Below are 18499 nucleotides of genomic sequence, written 5' to 3'. Positions count from 1 at the left end.
CCGCCGGACGGTCAGGTCCGCCGCGGCTCGAGGTCGACCGCTCCCGCGCTGAGACCTCGCTCGCGCACAGCGCCCTTGGCGACGCGTTCCGACGGCGTCTTCGGCAGCTCGGACACGACGTCGACGTAGCGCGGAAGCGCGTAGCGCGGCAGGTCGTCCGACATCCGCTCGCGCAGCTCCCGCACGTCCAAAGCGATCCCAGGACTCGCCACCACGACCAGGGCGACGTCCTCCTCACCGAGCTCCGAGGGAACACCGATGGCGGCGGCCTCCAACACCCCGGGGTGGCGTGCTGCCGCTTCCTCGACCTCCCAGGCGGAGACGTTCTCACCACGGCGCCTGATGGAGTCCTTCGTCCGGCCGACGTACTCCAGGGCGCCATTGGGCTGACGACGAAGGACGTCTCCGGTGTGGAACCACAGACCGCGCCAGGCCTCCACCGTCGCCTCCGGCCTGCGCCAGTAGCCAAGCATGTGGAGGTGCTGGGCGCGCGGTCGCACGAGTAGCTCGCCGGACTGACCGTCCTCGACGTCCTGGTCGCTGCTGTCGACGATGCGAGCCTCCACCCAGTCGACCACCTCGCCGACGGTGCCCGGCAGCGCGCGTCCAGGAGTCTGGCCCGCCATGATGCCGAACTCGGTCATGCCGTAGCCCTCGACCAGATCGACGTCGAAGCGGCGCTCGAACTCTCGGTGGATGGACGCAGGGGTGGCCGAGCCCAGCCCGACGCGTCGACGAGTGGGGGCGCCAGCACGGATCGGCTGCTTGAAGATCAGATGGATCATCGTGCCGACGTAGAAGAACACGTCGATGTCGTTCTTCTCCACCTCGTCCCAGAAGCCACTGGCGCTGAAGCGGGTCCCGAGGACGATCTGTCCCCGAAGGTGCAGGGCATCGATCACCGCGGAGCGGGCGTCGATGTGGCACAACGGCTGGGTGCAGTAGATCCGCGCTCCTCTCGACAGGCGAGCGAACGTCGCGTGGACGCGTGCCAGCGTCGAGTAGTAGCCGTGCGACAGCATCACACCCTTCGAGGGACCCGTGGTGCCCGAGGAGTACATGATCGTGCCGAGCTCTGCCGCCTGCGGCGGTTCCAGCTCGTCCGGTTCGTGGCCGGCCGCCGCGACGAGGTCCCGCAGCGTCGTGGAGCCCAGGTCGCCAGCACGGGTCGAACCAGCAGGCTCGTCGACCGCGACGAGCAGCTCGAGCTCCGTGGGCGCGGCGGCGCGGAGCACCTCGAGCGTCTCGGGGGTCCCGAAGGCGACGCGAGCCTCGAGGTCCCCCAGGACGTGCGCGAGGTAAGGCCCTGGCGCCTCGACGGACACGGGCGCGTCGACCGCACCGACCAGCTGCACCGCGAACCACGCGACCAGTACCTCGATGCTGTTCGGCGCCATGATCACTGCTCGGTCGCCGGGCCGCAGTCCCGCGTCCCGAAGCCCGGCTGCGGCGCGCCTGGTCTCGTCCCACAGCTCGCCGTAGCTGAGGGTCGCTCCGGCGATGTCGATGAAGGTCCGGTCCGGATCGGAGGTGGCTGCTGCCCGAAGGTCGCGCAGGGGAGTCTCGGTCGGGTCGAGGTCGATGTTCACCCTCCGAGGATCGCGCAGCGGGCCCGGATGCTCGTCGACCGAGGCCGAATGACCCCCGACGAGGGGATCCGGGGCATGAGAGAGGCCGGTGTCCACCCGCGGGTGGACACCGGCCTGCGGCCCTCTGGCTAGCCGGCGGTCGCTTCCGTCCACGCCTCCATGGCCTGGTCGATGTTCTTCGTCCAGTAGCCGGGATCGAGGACGTAGGTGTCCGTGATCTTGTCCTCGTTGAAGTCAGGCAGGTACCCCCTGAACAGCTCGGAGACGTCGTCCTCCTTCAACCCCTCAGTCGTCGTGGGGCTGTAGGCGAGGTACTTCGAGAAGCCCTTCTGCCCGTCGTTCGTGGCGAGGAACTGGAGGAACTCCATCTGCGCCTCCGGAGCCTGCGACCCCTTCACCGCGTAGGCGGCGTCCCAGGCGAGGTACGTCTTGTCCCAGACGAGACCGATCTTCTCCTGCGCGGAGTCCGAGGCGCTCGCGAAGCGGCCGACGTAGCAGAGGCACATGGCGTAGTCGCCGGACTCCACCGTCTCGCTCATCTGTGCGAGCGAGTCCTTCGGCTCGAGATCGCTGCCGAGACGATCGAAGATGCCCGTGACGCGGTCCCAGTCGATCGGGAAGATCTCGTCGGGCGCCGCGCCGTCGGCCATCAGGAGCGGCTCGGCCGATCCCACCGGGTAGTTGAAGACCAGTCGCTTGCCCGGGAACTTCGCCGTGTCCATGAAGTCCGTGGTCGACGTCGGCGGGTCGTCGCCGAAGATCTCCTTGTTGTAGAGCAGCGCCACGGCCTGGCGCGTGATGGGCACGCCGCAGTCGTCGGTGACGTACTCCTCCATGACCTCGCTCATGTCGAAGTCGGCCGGGCGCTTCTCGTACAGCGTGCCGCACTGACTGCCGCCCGAGGCGATGTCGTTGTGCACGACGTCCCACGTCGTCTTGCCGCTCTCGACCATCGCCTTGATCTTCGCGCTGTCGGTGGGGCTGTCCTGGGCGAACTGGACACCCGTCTCCTTGCTGAACGGCTCGAGCCACCCGAGCTTGGCCGCCTCGAGGCTCTGCCCACCGAAGTTGACGAACACCAGGCGCTGGTCCTTCAGGTCCGATCCTCCACCGGAGTCACTGCCGCAGGCAGCAGCCACGAGGCCGACGCACGAGACGAGTGCCACCAGGCCGGTCACACGCTTCCACTTCATCTTTCAGCTCCATTCACGGGACGAGTCCTCGACGCCCCCACGCCGACGCCGCTGACGCTAGTGAGATGTCCGTCACCAGCACGGCGCGGAGATCGCAACGCACCCGGGTGGGGGATCGATCATCGAAGCCTCGGTCCCGGAGCTCGCCCGAACACAACGAAGAGGTCGCCCGAGCCGTGCTCGAGCGACCTCGTGGGAGGACGTGTCAGTCGTCCGTCGGCACCGCCGAGGCCGCACCCACGTCCCAGGAGGCCACCACGGCGTCGCCCGGCGAGAGGGACCCCACCCCGTTCATCTGCTCAGCGACGAACTGGTCGCCGGCCACGTCCAGCACGATCCTGCGTCGTCCCCCGAGGTAGATCACCTCGGTGACCGTGCCGGGACGCTCGTCCATCCCACCGAGCGCGTCGTCCTTCCGGACACGCACCCTCAGGTCCTCCGGCCGCACGACGACCGCCGCCGTCGCATCCTGGCTGAGGGCGTGGCTCGCCGGGAGTCGCACCATCCCCCCGTCGTTCACGAGAACGTCCTGCCCGTCGTGGTGGGCGACGGTGCCGCGAAGCACGTTGGAGTCCCCGAGGAACTGCGCCGCGAACAGCGTCGCCGGGCTCCGGTAGAGCTCCTCGACGGGAGCGACCTGCTCGATGCGTCCCTCGTTGAAGACGGCGATCCGGTCCGACATCACGAGGGCCTCCTCCTGGTCGTGAGTGACGAAGACGAACGTCACCCCGGACTCCCGGTGGATCCTCTTGATCTCGAGCTGCAGTCCCTCGCGTAGTCGCTTGTCCAGGGCTCCGAGGGGCTCGTCCAGCAGCAGCAGCTTCGGCCCGAACACCAGCGCGCGTGCCAGCGCGACCCGCTGCTGCTGACCGCCCGAGAGCTCACGGGGGTAGCGGTCGGCGAGGTGGCTCAGTCCGACGACCTCGAGGACCTCGGAGACGGCGCGGGCGGTCTCGCGCTTCGAGAGGCCCCGTTGCTTCAGGGGGAACGCCACGTTCGCGTCGACCTTCATGTGCGGGAACAGCGCGTAGTGCTGGAAGACGACACCGATGTCCCTCTTCCAGGTCGGGACGCCGTCGAGCGGTCGGTCACCCAGCAGGATGGAGCCGGCATCGGGCTCGACGAAGCCGGCGATGGCGTTGAGCGTCGTGGTCTTTCCGGACCCGCTCGGCCCAAGAAGCGTGATGAACTCCCCGGGTGCGATCGTGAGGTCCACACCGTCGAGCGCCGTGACAGCTCCGTACCGCTTCGTGAGGCCTGTGATCGTCACACCGATGCCGTGGTTCGACATGTGCTGCTACCGCCTGTTCTGTGAGCGAGTGAGGACGCCGAGCGTGACGATGAAGACCGTGGTGACCACGAGCAGCATGGTCGACGCCGCCGCGATCGTGGGGTCCACCTCCGCCGTCACGCTCTGGAAGATCTGGATCGGCAACGTCTTCGAGAAGGGCCCGGCGAGGAAGAGCGACACGATGGCCTCGTCGAAGGACGTGAGGAACGCGAACAGAGCGCCGGTCAGGACGCCCGGGGCGATGATCGGGATCGTCACCTGCCGGAACGCCGCCCACGGGTTCGCCCCCAGGCTGAGGGCCGCATTGACGAGACGTCGGTCGAGGCCTTGGAGCGAGGCCGAGACCGCGACGACGACGAAGGGGATGGCCAGCACCGTATGGGCCAGCACGAAGCCCCAGTACGCCTGCGTCAGCCCGACCTGGAGGAACACGTAGTAGATGCCGATGGCGGTGATCACGCCGGGCACGATCATCGGGAGCAGCAGGAAGGCTCTGGCCGGTGTCGCCCAGCGTCCGAGTGCGTTCGACAGGGAGACGGCTGCCGCCGTGCCGAGGCCGGTCGCAAGGACGGTCACGAGCACCGCGATCCGGACCGAGTAGATCGTCGCCGAGGTCCAGGCCGGGTTGGTGAAGAAGTTCGAGTACCACTGCATCGACCACGACTCCGGCGGGAAGCCGAAGCTCCTCTCGCCCGTGAAGCTGAGCGGGATGACGATCAGGGTGGGTCCCAGGAGGATGAGGCCGGTCAGGACCGCGGTGAGGACCAGCAGCACCCGGCCGGGTGTCCAGGTGAAACGGTTCATCGCGGTGTCCCCGCCCCGAGAGCGCGTGTGTAGCGACGAGTGGCCAGTGCCACGAGTCCCATGGCGACCAGGGTCGCGACGAGGACCACCATGGCCATCGCACCTCCGCGGCCGAACGCCAGCAGCTCACTCACCTGGTTCGCGATCTGCTGGGACACGAGACTGTTTCCAGGACTGCCGAGCAGCGCTGGCGTGAAGTAGAAGCCGAGCGTCAGGATGAACACGACGGACGTGCCGGCGAGAATGCCCGGAACCGCCAGGGGCAGGTAGATCCGGGCGAAGGCCGTGGACGGCCGGGCTCCCAGACTCTGCGCTGCATCGAGGAGGCGGCGATCGATGCCAGAGAGCCCGGCGTACAGCGGCAGGATGAGGAAGGGCAGGAGGACCTGGGCGGCTCCGATGGTGACGCCGGCCGTGGTCCCCAGCAGGCTGACGTCGATGCCCACGGAGCGCAGGAGCGACGGCACGGGCCCGGAGTCACGCAGCAGCACGACCCAGGCGAAGGTCCGCACCACCAGGTTGGACCAGAACGGCAGGAGCACGAAGGCGATCATCACGAGCCGGGTGCGCGGACTCACGAGCGTCATCAGGTAGGCGTAGGGGAAGCCGAGCGCCAGGCAGGCGACGGTGACCAGTGCCGCGACCCCGAACGTGCGTCGCAGGATCCCCACCTGCGTGCCGTTCCCGAGGAACCAGGCGTAGTTGTCCCAGAACCCGGTCGGGCCTCCGCCTCGGAAGTCGGTGAAGCTCAGCCACACCATCTGCGCCAAGGGGTAGACGAAGACCGCTGCGACGAAGACCAGGGGGACGACGATGAGCAGGGCTCCGGTGCTGGGTACCCGGCGTGCGCTGCGCCTGCCGCCGTCGTCGACCGGGACGGTCTGCCGAGGGGGTCGGTCCGCCATCGAGCTCCTCGCTTCGTCTCGTCGTCTCCCGTGGGGAGCGGTCGTGGTAGCAGCACCGTAGATCCGAGTGACGTGGCCCACTCCTCCATGCACCAGCAGTCAGCCCAGGTGGGGGATCCTCCGGATCCACGCGCCGGTCGTGCACAGTCTCGTGTTGCGGAGACGCGCGACCAGGGGCGGGGATCGGGTCGCAAGTACGCCCGACTGGGGGAGGCGGACGTACCAATCCAGTCACTAGGATCTGCGGCATGTCCCCGCAGAAGGCAGCCGCCCGACGAGCCGCAGCGGCCGCCGAGGACCCCGTCGGCGCACGCGAACGCATCCTGACGTCGTCCATCCGACTCTTCCAGCAGTCCGGGTACGAGGGGACGTCCGTCTCGAGGATCGCGGCCGCAGCCGGAATGACCCCGGCCAACATCTACTGGCACTTCCCCTCGAAGCTCGACCTCCTGGCCGAGTCCTTGAGAGCCCTCTACGAGTCGTCCTATCCCGCACTTGCCGCAGCCGCCTCCAGTGGTTCGGCGGAGGTTCGACTCGAGAACTACGCCCGCGCCTACGTCCGGATGCAGCTGACGGAGCTCGACGAGAACTGTAACTTCGGCTACGCCAGCCTCGCGTCGTCGCTGAGCACGGAGAAGCAGCGCGAGCTGCTCCAGTCCGGTCGGCCCTACCTCGTCCTGGTGCGCGAGATCCTCGAGCAGGGACGTCGAGAGGGTGTCTTCGCGACCGCCGAGCCCACGGTGACGGCCTTCGCCATCTCGACGATGTGCGAGTACGTCTTCACCTGGTTCCGAGCCGAGGGTGCGCTGACGGTCGACGAGGTCGGCCGGGAGTACGCGGGTCTCGCCCTGCGCATGGCGCGAGGCTGATCCCGACAGCCGGACCTGTCCGGGCACGACGGCGGACGGGCCGGCCGAGGAATCCGCACCCGCAACGCCACCACTCCCCCAAGTGGGCCAAGGGTCTGGCGTTCCTCGGGCGGACGGCGCCGCGCATGCCACGGTGAGCGTCCACACGACGGGACGGACTCGCTGTTCTCGAGTCTCCCGACGTGCCACCTCGAAGAAGGAGCATCATGCGAATCGTCGTCGTTGGAGGCGCCGGAGACATGGGGCAGGTCGCCTGCCGGACCGCCGTCGAGGATCCCGAGATCTCCTCGGTCCTCGTGGCAGACCGTGACGGCGAGCGCGCCGCTGCCCTCGCCGCGACGCTGGGGCCGAAGGCCACCTCGATGGCCCTGGACATCACCGAGACGGACCAGCTCGTGGCCACCCTGCGAGCAGCCGACCTCGTCCTCAACACCGTCGGTCCGTTCTACCTCTTCGGCCCACCCGTCCTCGAGGCCGCCATCACTGCCGGCTGCCACTACGCCGACATCGCCGACGACTGGGAGCCGACCCTGGACATGTTGGCCCTCGACGGTGCGGCCAAGAAGGCCGGCATCATCGCGTTGATCGGCATGGGAGCCTCACCCGGGCTCTCGAACCTGCTGGCTGCTGCAGCGCACCGCGAGCTCGACGTGACCACGAAGCTCCACACCGTGTGGCGGGGCGGATCCGGCGTACCGAAGGCTCCGGCCAACCCGGACGACGTGAAGCCGGCGGCTGCGGTCGACCACTGGATCCACAACCTCGCGGAGCCGATTCGCATCTGGCGCGACGGAGCTGCGCAGAAGGCCGACGCGCTCGAGGAGCTCGAGATCGACGTCCCGGGGGTGGGCCCCGGCCAGGTGTGGACCTGCGGCCACCCCGAGCCGGTGACGCTGCCACTGGCGTTCCCGGAGATCGAGGAGTCGCTGAACCTCATGTTCTCCCGCCCCGGGCTGATCGAGGCCGCACGCGCCGTGAGGGACCGCGTCCGCGCAGGTGAGCTGAGCGTCCCCGAGGGGAGCAAGGAGTTCATCCTCGCTCCCGGACGCCGCGGCCCCGACGCGGGGCCCGTCCCGGACTTCCCAGGCGTGTTTGCCTATGCCGAAGGGACGAAGGACGATGAGACCGTTCGGGTCACCGTCAGCACCACCGTGCTGCCGGGACGGACCATGGGCGAGGCGACGTGCATCCCTCTCGCGGTCGCGGCCGGCATGATCGCCCGCGGGGAGGTGACAGCACGAGGAGCGATGGGTCCAGAGGGTTGCATCGACCCGGACATCATGTTCTCCCGACTCGTCCCGTATGCCGACGCCCCTCCCGAGGGCGCTCTCCTAGACGTGCGCATCGCGCCCCTCGGGCAGTAGCGCAGCACGATCGTCCTCGATGCGAACGAGGCCAGGGACGCCCTGGCCTCGTTCGCTCGTTCGATGGTTCGCTCGTTCGCGGCGCCGCGATCAGAGGTCGTCGGCCGCGACGTCGCGACAGACCGACTCACGCCGCGAGGCCACCTCGAGCCAGGCACCCACCTTCGGCAGCTCGTAGGCGAAGAAGTAGCGCATCGCAGCGAGACGTCCACCAGCCTGCGCGTGCGACGAAGAGCTGGCCGTCACGGCGAGGTCCAGATGGATCCATGCCATCACCACGTGGCCGAACCCCTGCATGTAGGGCGTGGCGTTCGCCAGCGCGTCCTGAGGATCGTTCGTCGCCCACGCGGCGTCGGTCGCGGCGAGCACCGCGGCCCACGCCTGCGCCAGTGATCGCGACTCCTCCGCCAAGCCGCTCTCGACGGCTCGCTCGCAGGTGTGGAGGACACGCCTCTCGAGCGCGCGGAGCAGCGCTCCGTCGCGGATCCGCACCTTCCGGCCGAGCAGGTCGAGCGCCTGGATCCCATGAGTGCCCTCGTGGATCATGTTGAGACGTTGATCGCGCCAGTACTGCTCGGCCAGGTAGTCGCGCGTGTACCCCGCGCCACCCATCACCTGGATGGCAAGACTGTTGGCCTCGAGGCACCACTCGCTCGGCCAGCTCTTCACCACGGGCGTCAGCAGGTCGAGCAGCTCCGACGCCTCTTCGGCCTGCGCCACCGAGCCCGTCGTCTCGTCGTCCATGAGCCTCGCGGCGTAGAGAGCGAGAGCGACGGCGCCCTCGGTGTACGCCTTCTGGGCCAGCAGCATCCGTCGCACGTCGGCGTGTTCGACGATCGGGACCTGGGAGGCGGAGGTGTCCTTGCCCGACGTCGTCGTCGGGCGTCCCTGACGCCGCTGCTTCGCATAGTCCAGCGAGAGGGCGTAGCCGGCGAGCCCGACGGACGCCGCCGCCAGGCCGATCTCCGTGCGCGCGGCGTTCATCATGTGGAACATCTGCCGGAGCCCGTCTCCTGGGGCTCCCACGAGGTAGCCGATGGCTCCTTCGCGACCCCGTGGGTGCCAGGCCCCTGCCCCGAAGGCCAGAGACGTGTTGGGGATGCCGCGGTTGCCCAGCTTGTGGTTGAGGCCGATGAGAGAGACGTCATTGCGCTCGAGCACGTTCCCGTCGGGATCGACGAGCAGCTTGGGGACGATGAAGAGTGAGATCCCTCGCGTGCTCGGATCGACCGTGCCGTCGGGGCGCGGAATCTTGGCCAGCACGAGATGGACGATGTTGTCGGTCAGGTCGTGCTCGGCCCCACTGATCCACATCTTCGTCCCGCGGATCCTGTACCGAGGGCCGAGCGGGTCCTCGTCGTGGTCCGACCCGTCGACCGACGCGCGTGTCGTGATGTCTGACAGCGACGAACCCGCCTCCGACTCCGACATGGCCATCGTGCCGGTCCATCGTCCCTCGAGCTCGGCGTGGGCGAAGACGCGCTTCTGCCGCTCGGTCCCGTGAGCGAGGATCAACGCAGCGTTCGCCTCGGTCAGCATCGACGGCACGAGGTTGGCGCCGGACGAGCCGAAGATGACGTGGGAGGCCAGGTCGACGACCCGGGGAAGCTCGAGGCCTCCGAACGCCTGTGCGTGCCGCGCCGAGAGGAAACCGAAGGATCGGTAGGCTTCCCAGGCCGCGTGCGACTCGGGAGGCAGCACGACCGAGCCGTCCGCTGCGACGCGGGGCTCCTGCAGGTCGCTGATGCGTTGCGCGGGCTCGAAGAACTTCGCTGCGATGTCAGATGCCGCCGCGAGGTAGTCCTGGCAGCTGTCGAGCGAGTGCTCCTCGAACGCGTTGCGCGTCAACAGCTGATCCAGCTCGAGCCACTCCCCGAGCAGGAAGTCGAGGACCGGGAGTGCGTGCTTCTGCAGAACGGTGGTCGTCATGCGACCAGTGAACCTGAGCGGTGGGTCTGGCTCCGCACAGTCACGCGACCAGCCCGAGCTGTTGAGCTCGAGACGCTGCCTGGGCGCGGTTCCGCACTCCCAGCTTCCGGTACACGACGCTGGTGTGCTGCTTGACGGTGTGCCTGGAGAGGTTGAGAGCGGCAGCGACCTCCGGATTGCTCAATCCTGCGACCAGGTGCCGCAGCACATCCATCTCGCGCCGCGAGAGAAGCCCGTTGGACCGCTCGAGGGTCTCGCGAGGAAAGACCGCTGCACCTTCTGCGACGCGTCGCACGACGTCCACGATGGCCTCGGCCGGAAGACCGAGTGACAGGAAGCCCACGGCGCCGTGCGCACGGGCCAGGGACCTGGCGACCCGTCCGTGACCCGACATCACCACCACCCTGGCCATCGGGAGTGCCGCAGCCACCTCCCGACAGAAGCCGAGCCCGGCTTCCCCCTCGATGGCGGAGCTGACCAGGATCAGCTGCGGCTGCCGCCGGCGCGCGATGTCCATCGCCGTCGAGGTCGAGGACGCACCCAAGCAGGACGACACCCAGCTCTGGCTCCCGAGCAGGGCTCGCAGTCCTGCCTGCACCAGCTCGCTCTCGTCGACGATCAGGACGCGCTGAGGGCGACAACGGGTGGAGTCGATGTCCCCGACGGGACCAGCCTCCTGCAGAGCGAGCGACATGGCGTCTCCTTAAATGAACGTTCAGGTCACATTAAATGAATGATCATTCAGGGTCAACGGTGCCAACGAACTTTCTCGACCTGGCGGGGTCGGCAACCCGCTCGCTGCGTCGACCCCGCGCTGCGCGCCGCGCCCTCTGGCGACTCCCGTTGAGGACGTCGCACAGTCGGTCGAAGGCCCAGACGAGCTTCAGGGAGCGGGGACCGAGCAGGAGGAAGGGCGGGAAGGTCGACCTCTTCGACCAGACCACCTCGAGATCCTGGTGCCGTCTGCCCTCGACGATGTAGTCGGCGATCATCGATCCGATGTAGGGCGCCTGCGCCAGACCGTGCCCGTTGCAACCGATCGAGTAGTAGACGTCGTCCCCCAGCTGTCCGGCCACCGAGAGCCAGGAGGACGTGATGGCGATCCACCCGCCCCAGGCCCTGGCCGCCGGGATGTCGGCCAGCTCGGGGAACCTCGTCGAGAACGCGTCGGCCAGCTCCTGCACCCACCGTGGGTCAGGGGTCTTGGCCGGTAGCGGGAAGGATGAACCGCGCTCGATCTTGCGAACCCCGAAGACGATGGTGTTCCGGGAGGTCAGGCGGTAGTTCTCCATGATCTGGTGCTGCGTGATCATCCCCGACCTGCTGCTCCACCCGAGCGCCGCGAGCCGTTCCTCAGGGATCGGCTCCGACTCCACCTCGATGATCCACATCGGCAGGGAGAGCCGCGGCGGCGTGATGCTCCACTCGCCGGAGTACGCATTGGTCGCGAGGACCACCTTGTCCGCGCGAACCTCTCCGTGAGTCCCCACCACGCGCACCTGGCCGCCCTCACGCCGGACGTCGAGGACCCGACTTCCCTCGAACACCCGCGCCGAGGACTCGAGCAACGCCGTCCGCACACCACGGGAAAGCTTGCCCGGGTTCAACATCCCCCCGACCGCCTCCCGCATGCCGCCGCGGAAGGATCGTGGGATCCCGAGCTCCTCGGCAGTACCCACCTGACCGCGACCTCCAGCACGATGCAGGATCGCGGCGATCGTTCGGACCCGCGCCATCTGACCGCGCGAGACCGCCGCGAAGGCAAGCCCGTTCGCTTCGTACTCGCACTCGATGGCGTGCTTCTCCATGAGGTGCTCCGCGAACCGAGCAGCGTTCTCCGCCAGCTGGACCATGCCTCGCACCTTGCTCGGCGAGAAGAGCTGGAGAAGCCGCAGATCTCCTCCCGGCACGCTGGCGATCTGGCCCGCATTGCGTGAGCTGGCGCCGTAGCCGCAGAACTCGGCCTCCACGAGCACGACGTCCTTCCCGAGCTCGGCCAGCCTCAACGCTGTCGCCATGCCGCCCATGCCACCGCCGATGACGGCGACCTCGCAGGACACCTCCCCCTCGAGCCTCGGTGCTCGTTCGGTCGGCGGGTCGATCCAACCGGTGAAGGGCGTGTACTCGACGGTGTCGGTCCTCATGTGGTCTGTCACTCTCGTCTCGCTCGGCGCATCAGCGTGGGCGGTCCGGTGATGCTCGGACGCAGCTCTCACCCTCGACAGGCACCGGGGTCGGCGGCAACGACGAACCGCACCGCGTCCTGGCCGAGGCGGTGCACGGTGCACTGCGGGTCAGCGGAGCGTCCGCCTGACAGTCGCTGCGGATCGTGCCTGGGTACAGCCCAGTCGGGTGTGAATCGATCGTCGAACCGAGATCGACCAGGAGCGGCCCCCTAGGTTGCGCACGTCGAATCGGGCCGACCCGAGCCCCACCACCATCCGAACACCGGAGGACACATGACTCCCGAGAAGCTGCGTGTGATCGTCGTCGGCGGCGCCGGCTCCATGGGACGCTGGGCCGTCAGGACCATCGCCGCGCTCGGCACGGCCGAGATCCTCACCGTCGCCGACATCGATGCCGAGCGCGCCGAGAAGACCGCGAAGGCCGTGGGCGGGCCCTGCCAGGCACTCGCCCTCGACGCGACCGACGAGGTGGCGATGACGGACGCGTTCGCGCGGCACGACGTGGTGGTCAACACGATGGGACCCTTCGCGACCTTCATGCTGCCGATCCTCGAGGCGGCCATCGACAGCGACTGTCACTACCTCGACATCAACGACGACTGGCAGCCGACCATCGCCGCGTTCGACCTCGACCAGCGGGCCAGGGAGAGAGGTCTCCACGTCGTGATCGGGCTCGGCGGCAGCCCCGGGGTCACCAACCTCTGCGCCGCCATCGCCGCGGAGACTCTCGACGAGGTGCACGAGCTCTACACCGGTTGGAAGATCAGCGCGGCGACCATCGTCGACGAGCCGGACTTCCCAGCACCGAAGGCCTCCGCAGCGATGGACCACTGGATCCACCAGTGCAGCGAACCGATCCGTGTCTGGGAGGGCGGCGAGCCCGCGGACGTGGCCGCCGTGGAGCCCGTGACTCTCGACTTCCCCGGAGTCGGTCCGGTCACGGCGTACACCATGGGCCACCCCGAACCGATCACGCTCCCCCGCACCTACCCCCGTCTCAGTCGGTCGCTCAACCTGCAGTCCGGTCCGGCCTGGCTCCTCGACGGCCTGCGGGACGTCGGTCGACGCGTGGGGGCCGGTTCGATCACCCTCCGGGAGGGCATCGCGGAGATGGGCGACCTCCCCCGGCCGGCGACGAAGGGGCCACGAGACGCCCTGCCCATCGAGTGGAGTCTCGCGATCGGCACGAAGGACGGCGCTCCGCACGCGACTGCGGTCTATCCCACGGCGTTCCACCCGGCTCGGATGGGTGGCAACACCGGGGTCCCCGTGGGGATCGGCGTCGAGCTGCTGCGTCGCGGAGCGCTTCGCGACGTCGGCGTGCACGCTCCCGAGTCCGCCGTCCCCGCCCGAGAGTTCTTCGACCTGCTGGCACCGCTGACCGACCCGAGCCTGAGGACAGCGAGCGACCTGCTCGCGATCGTGCAGAGATGACCTGCCCAGTCGGGTGGTTCTCCGGCCGAGTTCGGCCGTGAGGACCCGGCCACGACGACCATCGACCGAGCCCGCATCGACGCGGCACCTCAGCCAACCGGAAGGACCAGCCCAGTCATGACTACCGCCACTCAGGGCTTCGTGGACGAATTCGACCTGACGGGCCGCCGCGCGCTCGTGACCGGCGCGAGCCGCGGCATCGGCCGGGCGATCGCCATCGCCTTCGCCCGGCGCGGCGCCTCCGTGCTGGGCGTCGCCCGGAGCGCCGAGAGCCTCGCGGAGACGATGGCCGCCGCCGAGGACCTGCCCGGCCGCATCGAGGTCCTGGTCGCCGACCTGCGCTCCCCCGACTCGATCTGCGAGGCGGTGGAGACGGCGAACACCCGTCTGGGCGGGCTGGACATCCTCGTGAACAATGCTGCGGACGACCACGAGTCGCGGATCGAGGACACCGAGCTCTCGACCTGGCAACGCGTCCTGGAGCTCAACCTGCAGTCGTGCTTCCTGCTCACCCAGGCTGCCTCGCCCTACCTGAAGGCCGACGACGGCGGCAAGGTCATCAACGTGTCCTCGATGCTCGGCACCGTGGCCGTTCGCGAGGACGTCGCCTACGTGAGCGCGAAGCACGGGCTGATCGGACTCACCCGCGCCACGGCGCTGGAGTGGGCTCGCAAGAACGTCCAGGTCAATGCACTCGCTCCGGGCTTCGTCGAGACGGAGATGCTCGCGCCGTCCCTGGCCGACCCCGACGTGGCCGCCTACATGCGGCGCCTGACGCCAGCGGGACGCATCGCCCAGCCCGAGGAGATCGCGTCGGCCGCTGTCTTCCTGGCCTCCGCCGGCTCCGACTTCATGACCGGCCAGACCCTCGTGGTCGACGGCGGATACACCGCACAGTGACCCAGCGCGTGCGCCGGACGCCTGGACCCATGCTCGACGACGCGAAGGAGAACTGCCGATGACCATCCAGCGGATCAAGCCCGAGGGGCTGGCACCTGCCCACGGGTACGCGCACGCCACCGTCGCGAGGGGATCGAAGATCGTCCACGTCGGTGGTCAGATCGCGATCGACACGAGCGGCGCCATCACCGATCCGGACGACTACACAGCCCAGGGCGAGACCTGCTTGCGCAACCTCGTGATCGCGCTCGAGGCGGCAGGGGCGACGACGTCGGACATCGCCAACATCACGGTCTACGTCGTGGCCCTGGACCCCCAGACCCAAGAACGAACGTTCGAGGGCTACGGCGCGGCCGCGGCCGAGCTCGGTGTCCGGTCCACGGGGTTCGCGGTCATCGGGGTCCAGGCCCTCGGCCACCCCGACGCACTGGTCGAGCTCACCGCCACTGCGGTGGTCGACTGACCCCCAGCACCCCGTCGGTCCAGCACCCGGCACCCCGGACGGGGTGCCGGGTGCTGTCGTCAGGGCTCGGTCACGGCCTGCATCCAGTGCAGGCGCGCGCCCCCCAGCTGATCGGGGGCCATGAAGAACTCCGCCCAACCCCCGTGGTCCTCGCGGTGACCGACCGTGACCGCGTCACGCTCGTGGAGGAGCCCCGCGCACGAGGTCAGCGCCGTCGTCTCGAACGACACGTGGTGCAGTCCGCCTCCCGTTCGGGCGAGGAAGCGCGTGATCGCCGTCCTGTGCCCCGATCGTGGTGCGACAGCCTCGATGAGGACCCCACCCGGACCGTTCACCCAGGCCCAGTGGATGTCGAGCTCGTCGTCCTCACCCTCGTCGACGATGTCGCTGTCGAACCATCGACACGCACCACGGAGCAGCGCGGCGTAACCCTCCTTCGGCACCACGATGCCCAGATGGTGCAGCCGCTCGTGCGCCGACTCGGAGGCACCGGGTGTCGCCGTCATCGGGGGCATCGCGGGTCTGGGTTCGGTGGTCGACTCGTCCACGCCGAAGTGGTGACGACTGGTCCTGGTCCTGCTGCAGGAGCTCGCATCCTCCGATGAGACCACCGACCTCGCGGTACGAGTGACGCACGGCGATCACTTCGCCCATACGGGGGACCGGGAGAGGGAGTTCGGCACTCACTGCGACGCCGAGCCCGCCTCACCATCCCCCGCTCGGGCGGATCTGGAGGCAGCCCGTTGCGCCCTGGCGGAACCGGGAGAGAGGCTCTGACCTGACGTCCGCACGACCAGATGGCGAGGAACGCATGACGATGTCCCATCACTCCGCACTTGCCGCGGTGACGGCGACCGGCGCCACGTACGAGCTCAGGCGCCGACCCGAGGACGACACGTACTCGTTCGGCCGGGCACCGACGTCGCTGCGGGAGATCTTCGACCAGGCGCGATCGCACGGCGACGCCATCTTCCTGACCTACGGCCGGGAGCGTCTCAGCTTCTACGAGACCTTCGCCGGCGCCGACTCGTTCGCTGCAGCGCTGGTGGACCGTTACGGCGTCCGGCCCGGGGACCGCGTCGCCATCGCGATGCGCAACTACCCGGAGTGGGTGATGGCCTTCATCGGCGCCACGTCGGTCGGTGCGGTGTGCGTGCCCCTGAACAGCTGGTGGACGACGGACGAGCTCGCCTACGCCGTCGACGACGCTGCCCCTGCCGTCATCGTCGCGGACACCGAGAGGGCTGCACTCCTGGAGAGCGTCCTGCGGTCGACGAACATCGCGCTGGTGCTCGTGCGCGGTCCGGACACGGACGTCGTGCACGACTGCTGGAGCGAGGTCACTCCTCCGGCGCAGCGTCCCGACGTCTCCCTCCGATCCTCGGACGACGCGACGATCCTCTACACGTCTGGCACGACAGGCCATCCCAAGGGCGCCGTCTCGACGCACGGGGCCGTCGTGCACGCCCTCTGGGGAGCGTCGGCACAGGAGGCAGTGGAGGCGACCAGGCTCGGCCAGGACTTCCCCGCACCCTCTGGAGACCCGGGAGCCCTCCTCGCCGTCCCGCTCTTCCACGTCACCGGATGCATCGCGGTGATGCTCAATGCGCTCCGCGGAGGGCAGAAGCTGGTGATGATGCATCGCTGGGATGCCGAGGAGGCGCTGCGCCTCATCGAGGCCGAGAGGCTCACCGCGTTCATCGGCGTTCCCACCCAGTGCTTCGACATCGTGAACCACCCGAGCTTCAGGGACTACGACCTCTCGAGCCTGCAGTGGGTGGGGGGTGGCGGTGCCGCCACGCCGCCGTCCCTGCTGACCCAGCTCGGCGAGCAGATCCCGAGCGCCTCCCCGACGTTCGGCTACGGGATGACGGAGACGAACGCCCTCGGTCCGGCGATCTGTTGCGACGAGGCGCACGCCTTCCCGGACAGCGTCGGCTGGCTGGCACCGTCGATGGAGCTCGAGATCCGGGACGTCGGGACAGGGGCCGCGGTTCCCGCCGGCGACAGCGGCGAGATCTGGCTGCGAGGGCCTTCGCTCATCCGCGGGTACTGGAACCGCCCTGACGCCACGTCGGCGATCTTCGAGTACGGCTGGATGCGCACCGGCGACGTCGGTCACCTCGATGCCGATGGCCGCGTCTACATCGACGACCGGCTGAAGGACATGGTTGTGCGAGGCGGGGAGAACGTCTACTGCTCCGAGGTCGAGGCCGCACTCTACGAGCACCCTGACGTCCTCGAGGCGGCGGTCTTCGGCGTCCCCGACGAACGACTCGGAGAAGAGGTGGCCGCATCGGTGCTCATCCGCCCAGGCGCCACGCTCGAGCGGGCAGACCTCGCCGCGTTCCTGTCCGCACGCCTCGCGACCTACAAGATCCCGTCGGCGATCTCCTTCGAGAGCGCACCACTTCCCCGCACCCCGTCGGGCAAGTTCGTGAAGTCCCACCTTCGTGACCGCTGGTTGCAGTCCGATCCCGCGACCCCTTCCCCGACAGCTTGACCATGCCGTCGGAGAAGACGCTGCGAGCGTACGAGAACCGGATCGAGGCGGTCCTGAGTGCCGATGCCCGGACGTGGCTGGCGGGCCAGGACCTCCTGACGGGCGCCGAGGTGGGTGAGCTCCTCGGCATCCGATCTCCCGACAAGGTCTTGCAACGGCTTCGAGACGGCGGGAAGCTCGTCGCTGTCCCTGTCCGGGCGGGCCACCTCTACCCGGCCTTCCAGTTCCGCCCGGACGAACGCCGGCTGTGCCCCGCGGTGGCACGGGTCAGCGCCGGGCTGAGCCGCTCGTGGGCGGAGCGGGTGGAGCACTGGGCAGCACAGGACGGAAGGGCTTGCGAGGGGTGAGAGAGCGAGACGCCGCACGACGACGGACCGGTGACGAGACCAACCGGGTTCGGAGGTCAGCCGAGCCCGGCTGTCGCGTCGATCGCAGGCAGGGGTCCCGCGCAGAGGCGCTCGGCCTCGGCGCGCTCGAGGCCGAGGGCCACGAGGACGTCGGTCGTGACTCCGTCGACCGTCTCGGCCTCGTCGAGCTCGGGACGATCGTGCAGGAGGTGACCCAGCTCGACCATCGCGCCGGTGACCACCACCATCGCGCGGTCCAGGTCCATGTCGAGGAAGCGGCCCGCCTCCTGGGCGGCGCGGATGTCGCGGCGGGCGCGCGGGCCCATGCCGTCGGGTGACTTCGACAAGGCGTGACCCTGGCTGAGCAGCACGCGACTGATCTGCGGCTCGAGCCGGTGCAGCCGCCCGGTGAGCCGGAACCTGCGCGCGAAGAGGGCGGCCGGATCGGTCGTGCCGTCGTCGACGGCGTCCATCGACTCCGCCCACTGCGACAGGGCGGACTCGATCGCGGCGGCGAACAGCTCGTCCTTCGAGGCGAAGTGGTTGTAGAACGTCCCGATGCCGACGTCGGCGCGCTCCGTCACCTCCTGGATCGGGACCCCGAGCCGGCCCTCCACCAGCAGGCCCTGCGCCGCCTCGATCAGCGCGGCGCGCGTGCGCGCACGACGCTTGTCGAAGCGTGACGCGCTCGCAGGGACACCGGACATGGCGACGATCCTAGC

The 18499-nt window shown here is 69.0% G+C and carries 17 protein-coding genes; 7 read left to right on the top strand and 10 right to left on the bottom strand.

What is annotated here, in order from left to right; genetic code table 11:
- Positions 1-11: 11 nt before the first annotated feature.
- From NUV38_RS04820 to NUV38_RS04800, 5 genes are all read right to left on the bottom strand, one after another.
- Positions 12-1589, bottom strand: coding sequence for an AMP-binding protein (locus tag NUV38_RS04820; RefSeq protein ID WP_257728024.1), 1578 nt, complete (start codon positions 1587-1589; stop codon positions 12-14).
- 128 nt (positions 1590-1717) lie between these two features.
- Complete coding sequence (locus tag NUV38_RS04815) at positions 1718-2782, bottom strand: extracellular solute-binding protein (RefSeq protein WP_257728023.1); 1065 nt, start codon at positions 2780-2782, stop codon at positions 1718-1720.
- 205 nt (positions 2783-2987) lie between these two features.
- Positions 2988-4073, bottom strand: coding sequence for an ABC transporter ATP-binding protein (locus tag NUV38_RS04810; protein WP_257728022.1), 1086 nt, complete (start codon positions 4071-4073; stop codon positions 2988-2990).
- A gap of 6 nt (positions 4074-4079) precedes the next feature.
- Complete coding sequence (locus NUV38_RS04805; protein ID WP_257728021.1) at positions 4080-4877, bottom strand: ABC transporter permease; 798 nt, start codon at positions 4875-4877, stop codon at positions 4080-4082.
- On the bottom strand, positions 4874-5782 hold the full coding sequence (locus NUV38_RS04800; RefSeq protein ID WP_257728020.1) for an ABC transporter permease: 909 nt from the start codon (positions 5780-5782) through the stop codon (positions 4874-4876). The genes NUV38_RS04805 and NUV38_RS04800 overlap by 4 nt, the downstream gene beginning before the upstream one ends.
- A 248-nt stretch (positions 5783-6030) precedes the next feature.
- On the opposite strand from NUV38_RS04800, the gene NUV38_RS04795 reads away from it, so the two are divergent.
- Entirely contained in the window at positions 6031-6651 is a 621-nt protein-coding gene (locus NUV38_RS04795) for a TetR/AcrR family transcriptional regulator (protein WP_257728019.1), read from the top strand.
- A 206-nt stretch (positions 6652-6857) separates the two neighbouring features.
- Positions 6858-8015 carry a saccharopine dehydrogenase family protein gene (locus NUV38_RS04790; RefSeq protein WP_257728018.1) on the top strand — a complete coding sequence of 386 codons (1158 nt, stop codon included), beginning with the start codon at positions 6858-6860 and terminating at the stop codon, positions 8013-8015.
- 90 nt (positions 8016-8105) lie between these two features.
- Here the strand turns inward: NUV38_RS04790 and NUV38_RS04785 are convergent, their stop codons facing one another.
- The 3 genes from NUV38_RS04785 to NUV38_RS04775 are packed head-to-tail and all read right to left on the bottom strand — an operon-like array spanning position 8106 to position 12088.
- Positions 8106-9944, bottom strand: a complete 1839-nt coding sequence (locus tag NUV38_RS04785) for an acyl-CoA dehydrogenase (protein WP_257728017.1) — start codon at positions 9942-9944, stop codon at positions 8106-8108.
- A gap of 40 nt (positions 9945-9984) precedes the next feature.
- A complete protein-coding gene (locus NUV38_RS04780; protein WP_257728016.1) occupies positions 9985-10638 on the bottom strand; it encodes a response regulator transcription factor in 654 nt (217 codons plus the stop codon).
- Positions 10639-10681: 43 nt separating this feature from the next.
- On the bottom strand, positions 10682-12088 hold the full coding sequence (locus tag NUV38_RS04775; protein WP_257728015.1) for an FAD-binding oxidoreductase: 1407 nt from the start codon (positions 12086-12088) through the stop codon (positions 10682-10684).
- Between the two features lie 315 nt (positions 12089-12403).
- Here NUV38_RS04775 and NUV38_RS04770 point away from each other — a divergent pair, with 315 nt between their 5' ends.
- The 3 genes from NUV38_RS04770 to NUV38_RS04760 all read left to right on the top strand — a co-directional run bounded on the left by NUV38_RS04770 (position 12404) and on the right by NUV38_RS04760 (position 14927).
- Positions 12404-13564, top strand: coding sequence for a saccharopine dehydrogenase family protein (locus tag NUV38_RS04770; RefSeq protein WP_257728014.1), 1161 nt, complete (start codon positions 12404-12406; stop codon positions 13562-13564).
- A 117-nt stretch (positions 13565-13681) separates the two neighbouring features.
- Positions 13682-14464 (top strand): SDR family NAD(P)-dependent oxidoreductase, encoded by a 783-nt coding sequence (locus NUV38_RS04765; protein WP_257728013.1) that lies wholly within the window; start codon positions 13682-13684, stop codon positions 14462-14464.
- A gap of 58 nt (positions 14465-14522) precedes the next feature.
- Entirely contained in the window at positions 14523-14927 is a 405-nt protein-coding gene (locus NUV38_RS04760; RefSeq protein ID WP_257728012.1) for a RidA family protein, read from the top strand.
- A 59-nt stretch (positions 14928-14986) separates the two neighbouring features.
- Here NUV38_RS04760 and NUV38_RS04755 read toward each other — a convergent pair whose 3' ends face one another.
- Positions 14987-15433, bottom strand: a complete 447-nt coding sequence (locus NUV38_RS04755) for a VOC family protein (RefSeq protein WP_257728011.1) — start codon at positions 15431-15433, stop codon at positions 14987-14989.
- A 305-nt stretch (positions 15434-15738) separates the two neighbouring features.
- On the opposite strand from NUV38_RS04755, the gene NUV38_RS04750 reads away from it, so the two are divergent.
- Positions 15739-17430: a class I adenylate-forming enzyme family protein gene (locus NUV38_RS04750; protein WP_257728010.1), complete on the top strand. Its 1692-nt coding sequence runs from the start codon at positions 15739-15741 to the stop codon at positions 17428-17430.
- Positions 17431-17432: 2 nt separating this feature from the next.
- Entirely contained in the window at positions 17433-17777 is a 345-nt protein-coding gene (locus NUV38_RS04745) for a hypothetical protein (RefSeq protein WP_257728009.1), read from the top strand.
- Between the two features lie 56 nt (positions 17778-17833).
- Here the strand turns inward: NUV38_RS04745 and NUV38_RS04740 are convergent, their stop codons facing one another.
- The gene (locus NUV38_RS04740) at positions 17834-18484 is read right to left on the bottom strand and encodes a TetR/AcrR family transcriptional regulator (RefSeq protein ID WP_257728008.1); all 651 of its coding nucleotides are present in this window, start codon (positions 18482-18484) and stop codon (positions 17834-17836) included.
- Positions 18485-18499: the final 15 nt, after the last annotated feature.

The organism is Aeromicrobium sp. 50.2.37 (genome assembly GCF_024655735.1).
Classification (GTDB): domain Bacteria; phylum Actinomycetota; class Actinomycetes; order Propionibacteriales; family Nocardioidaceae; genus Aeromicrobium.
Note: the sequence above shows the minus strand (reverse complement) of the source record. Positions and strands in the feature narration are given on the sequence as shown.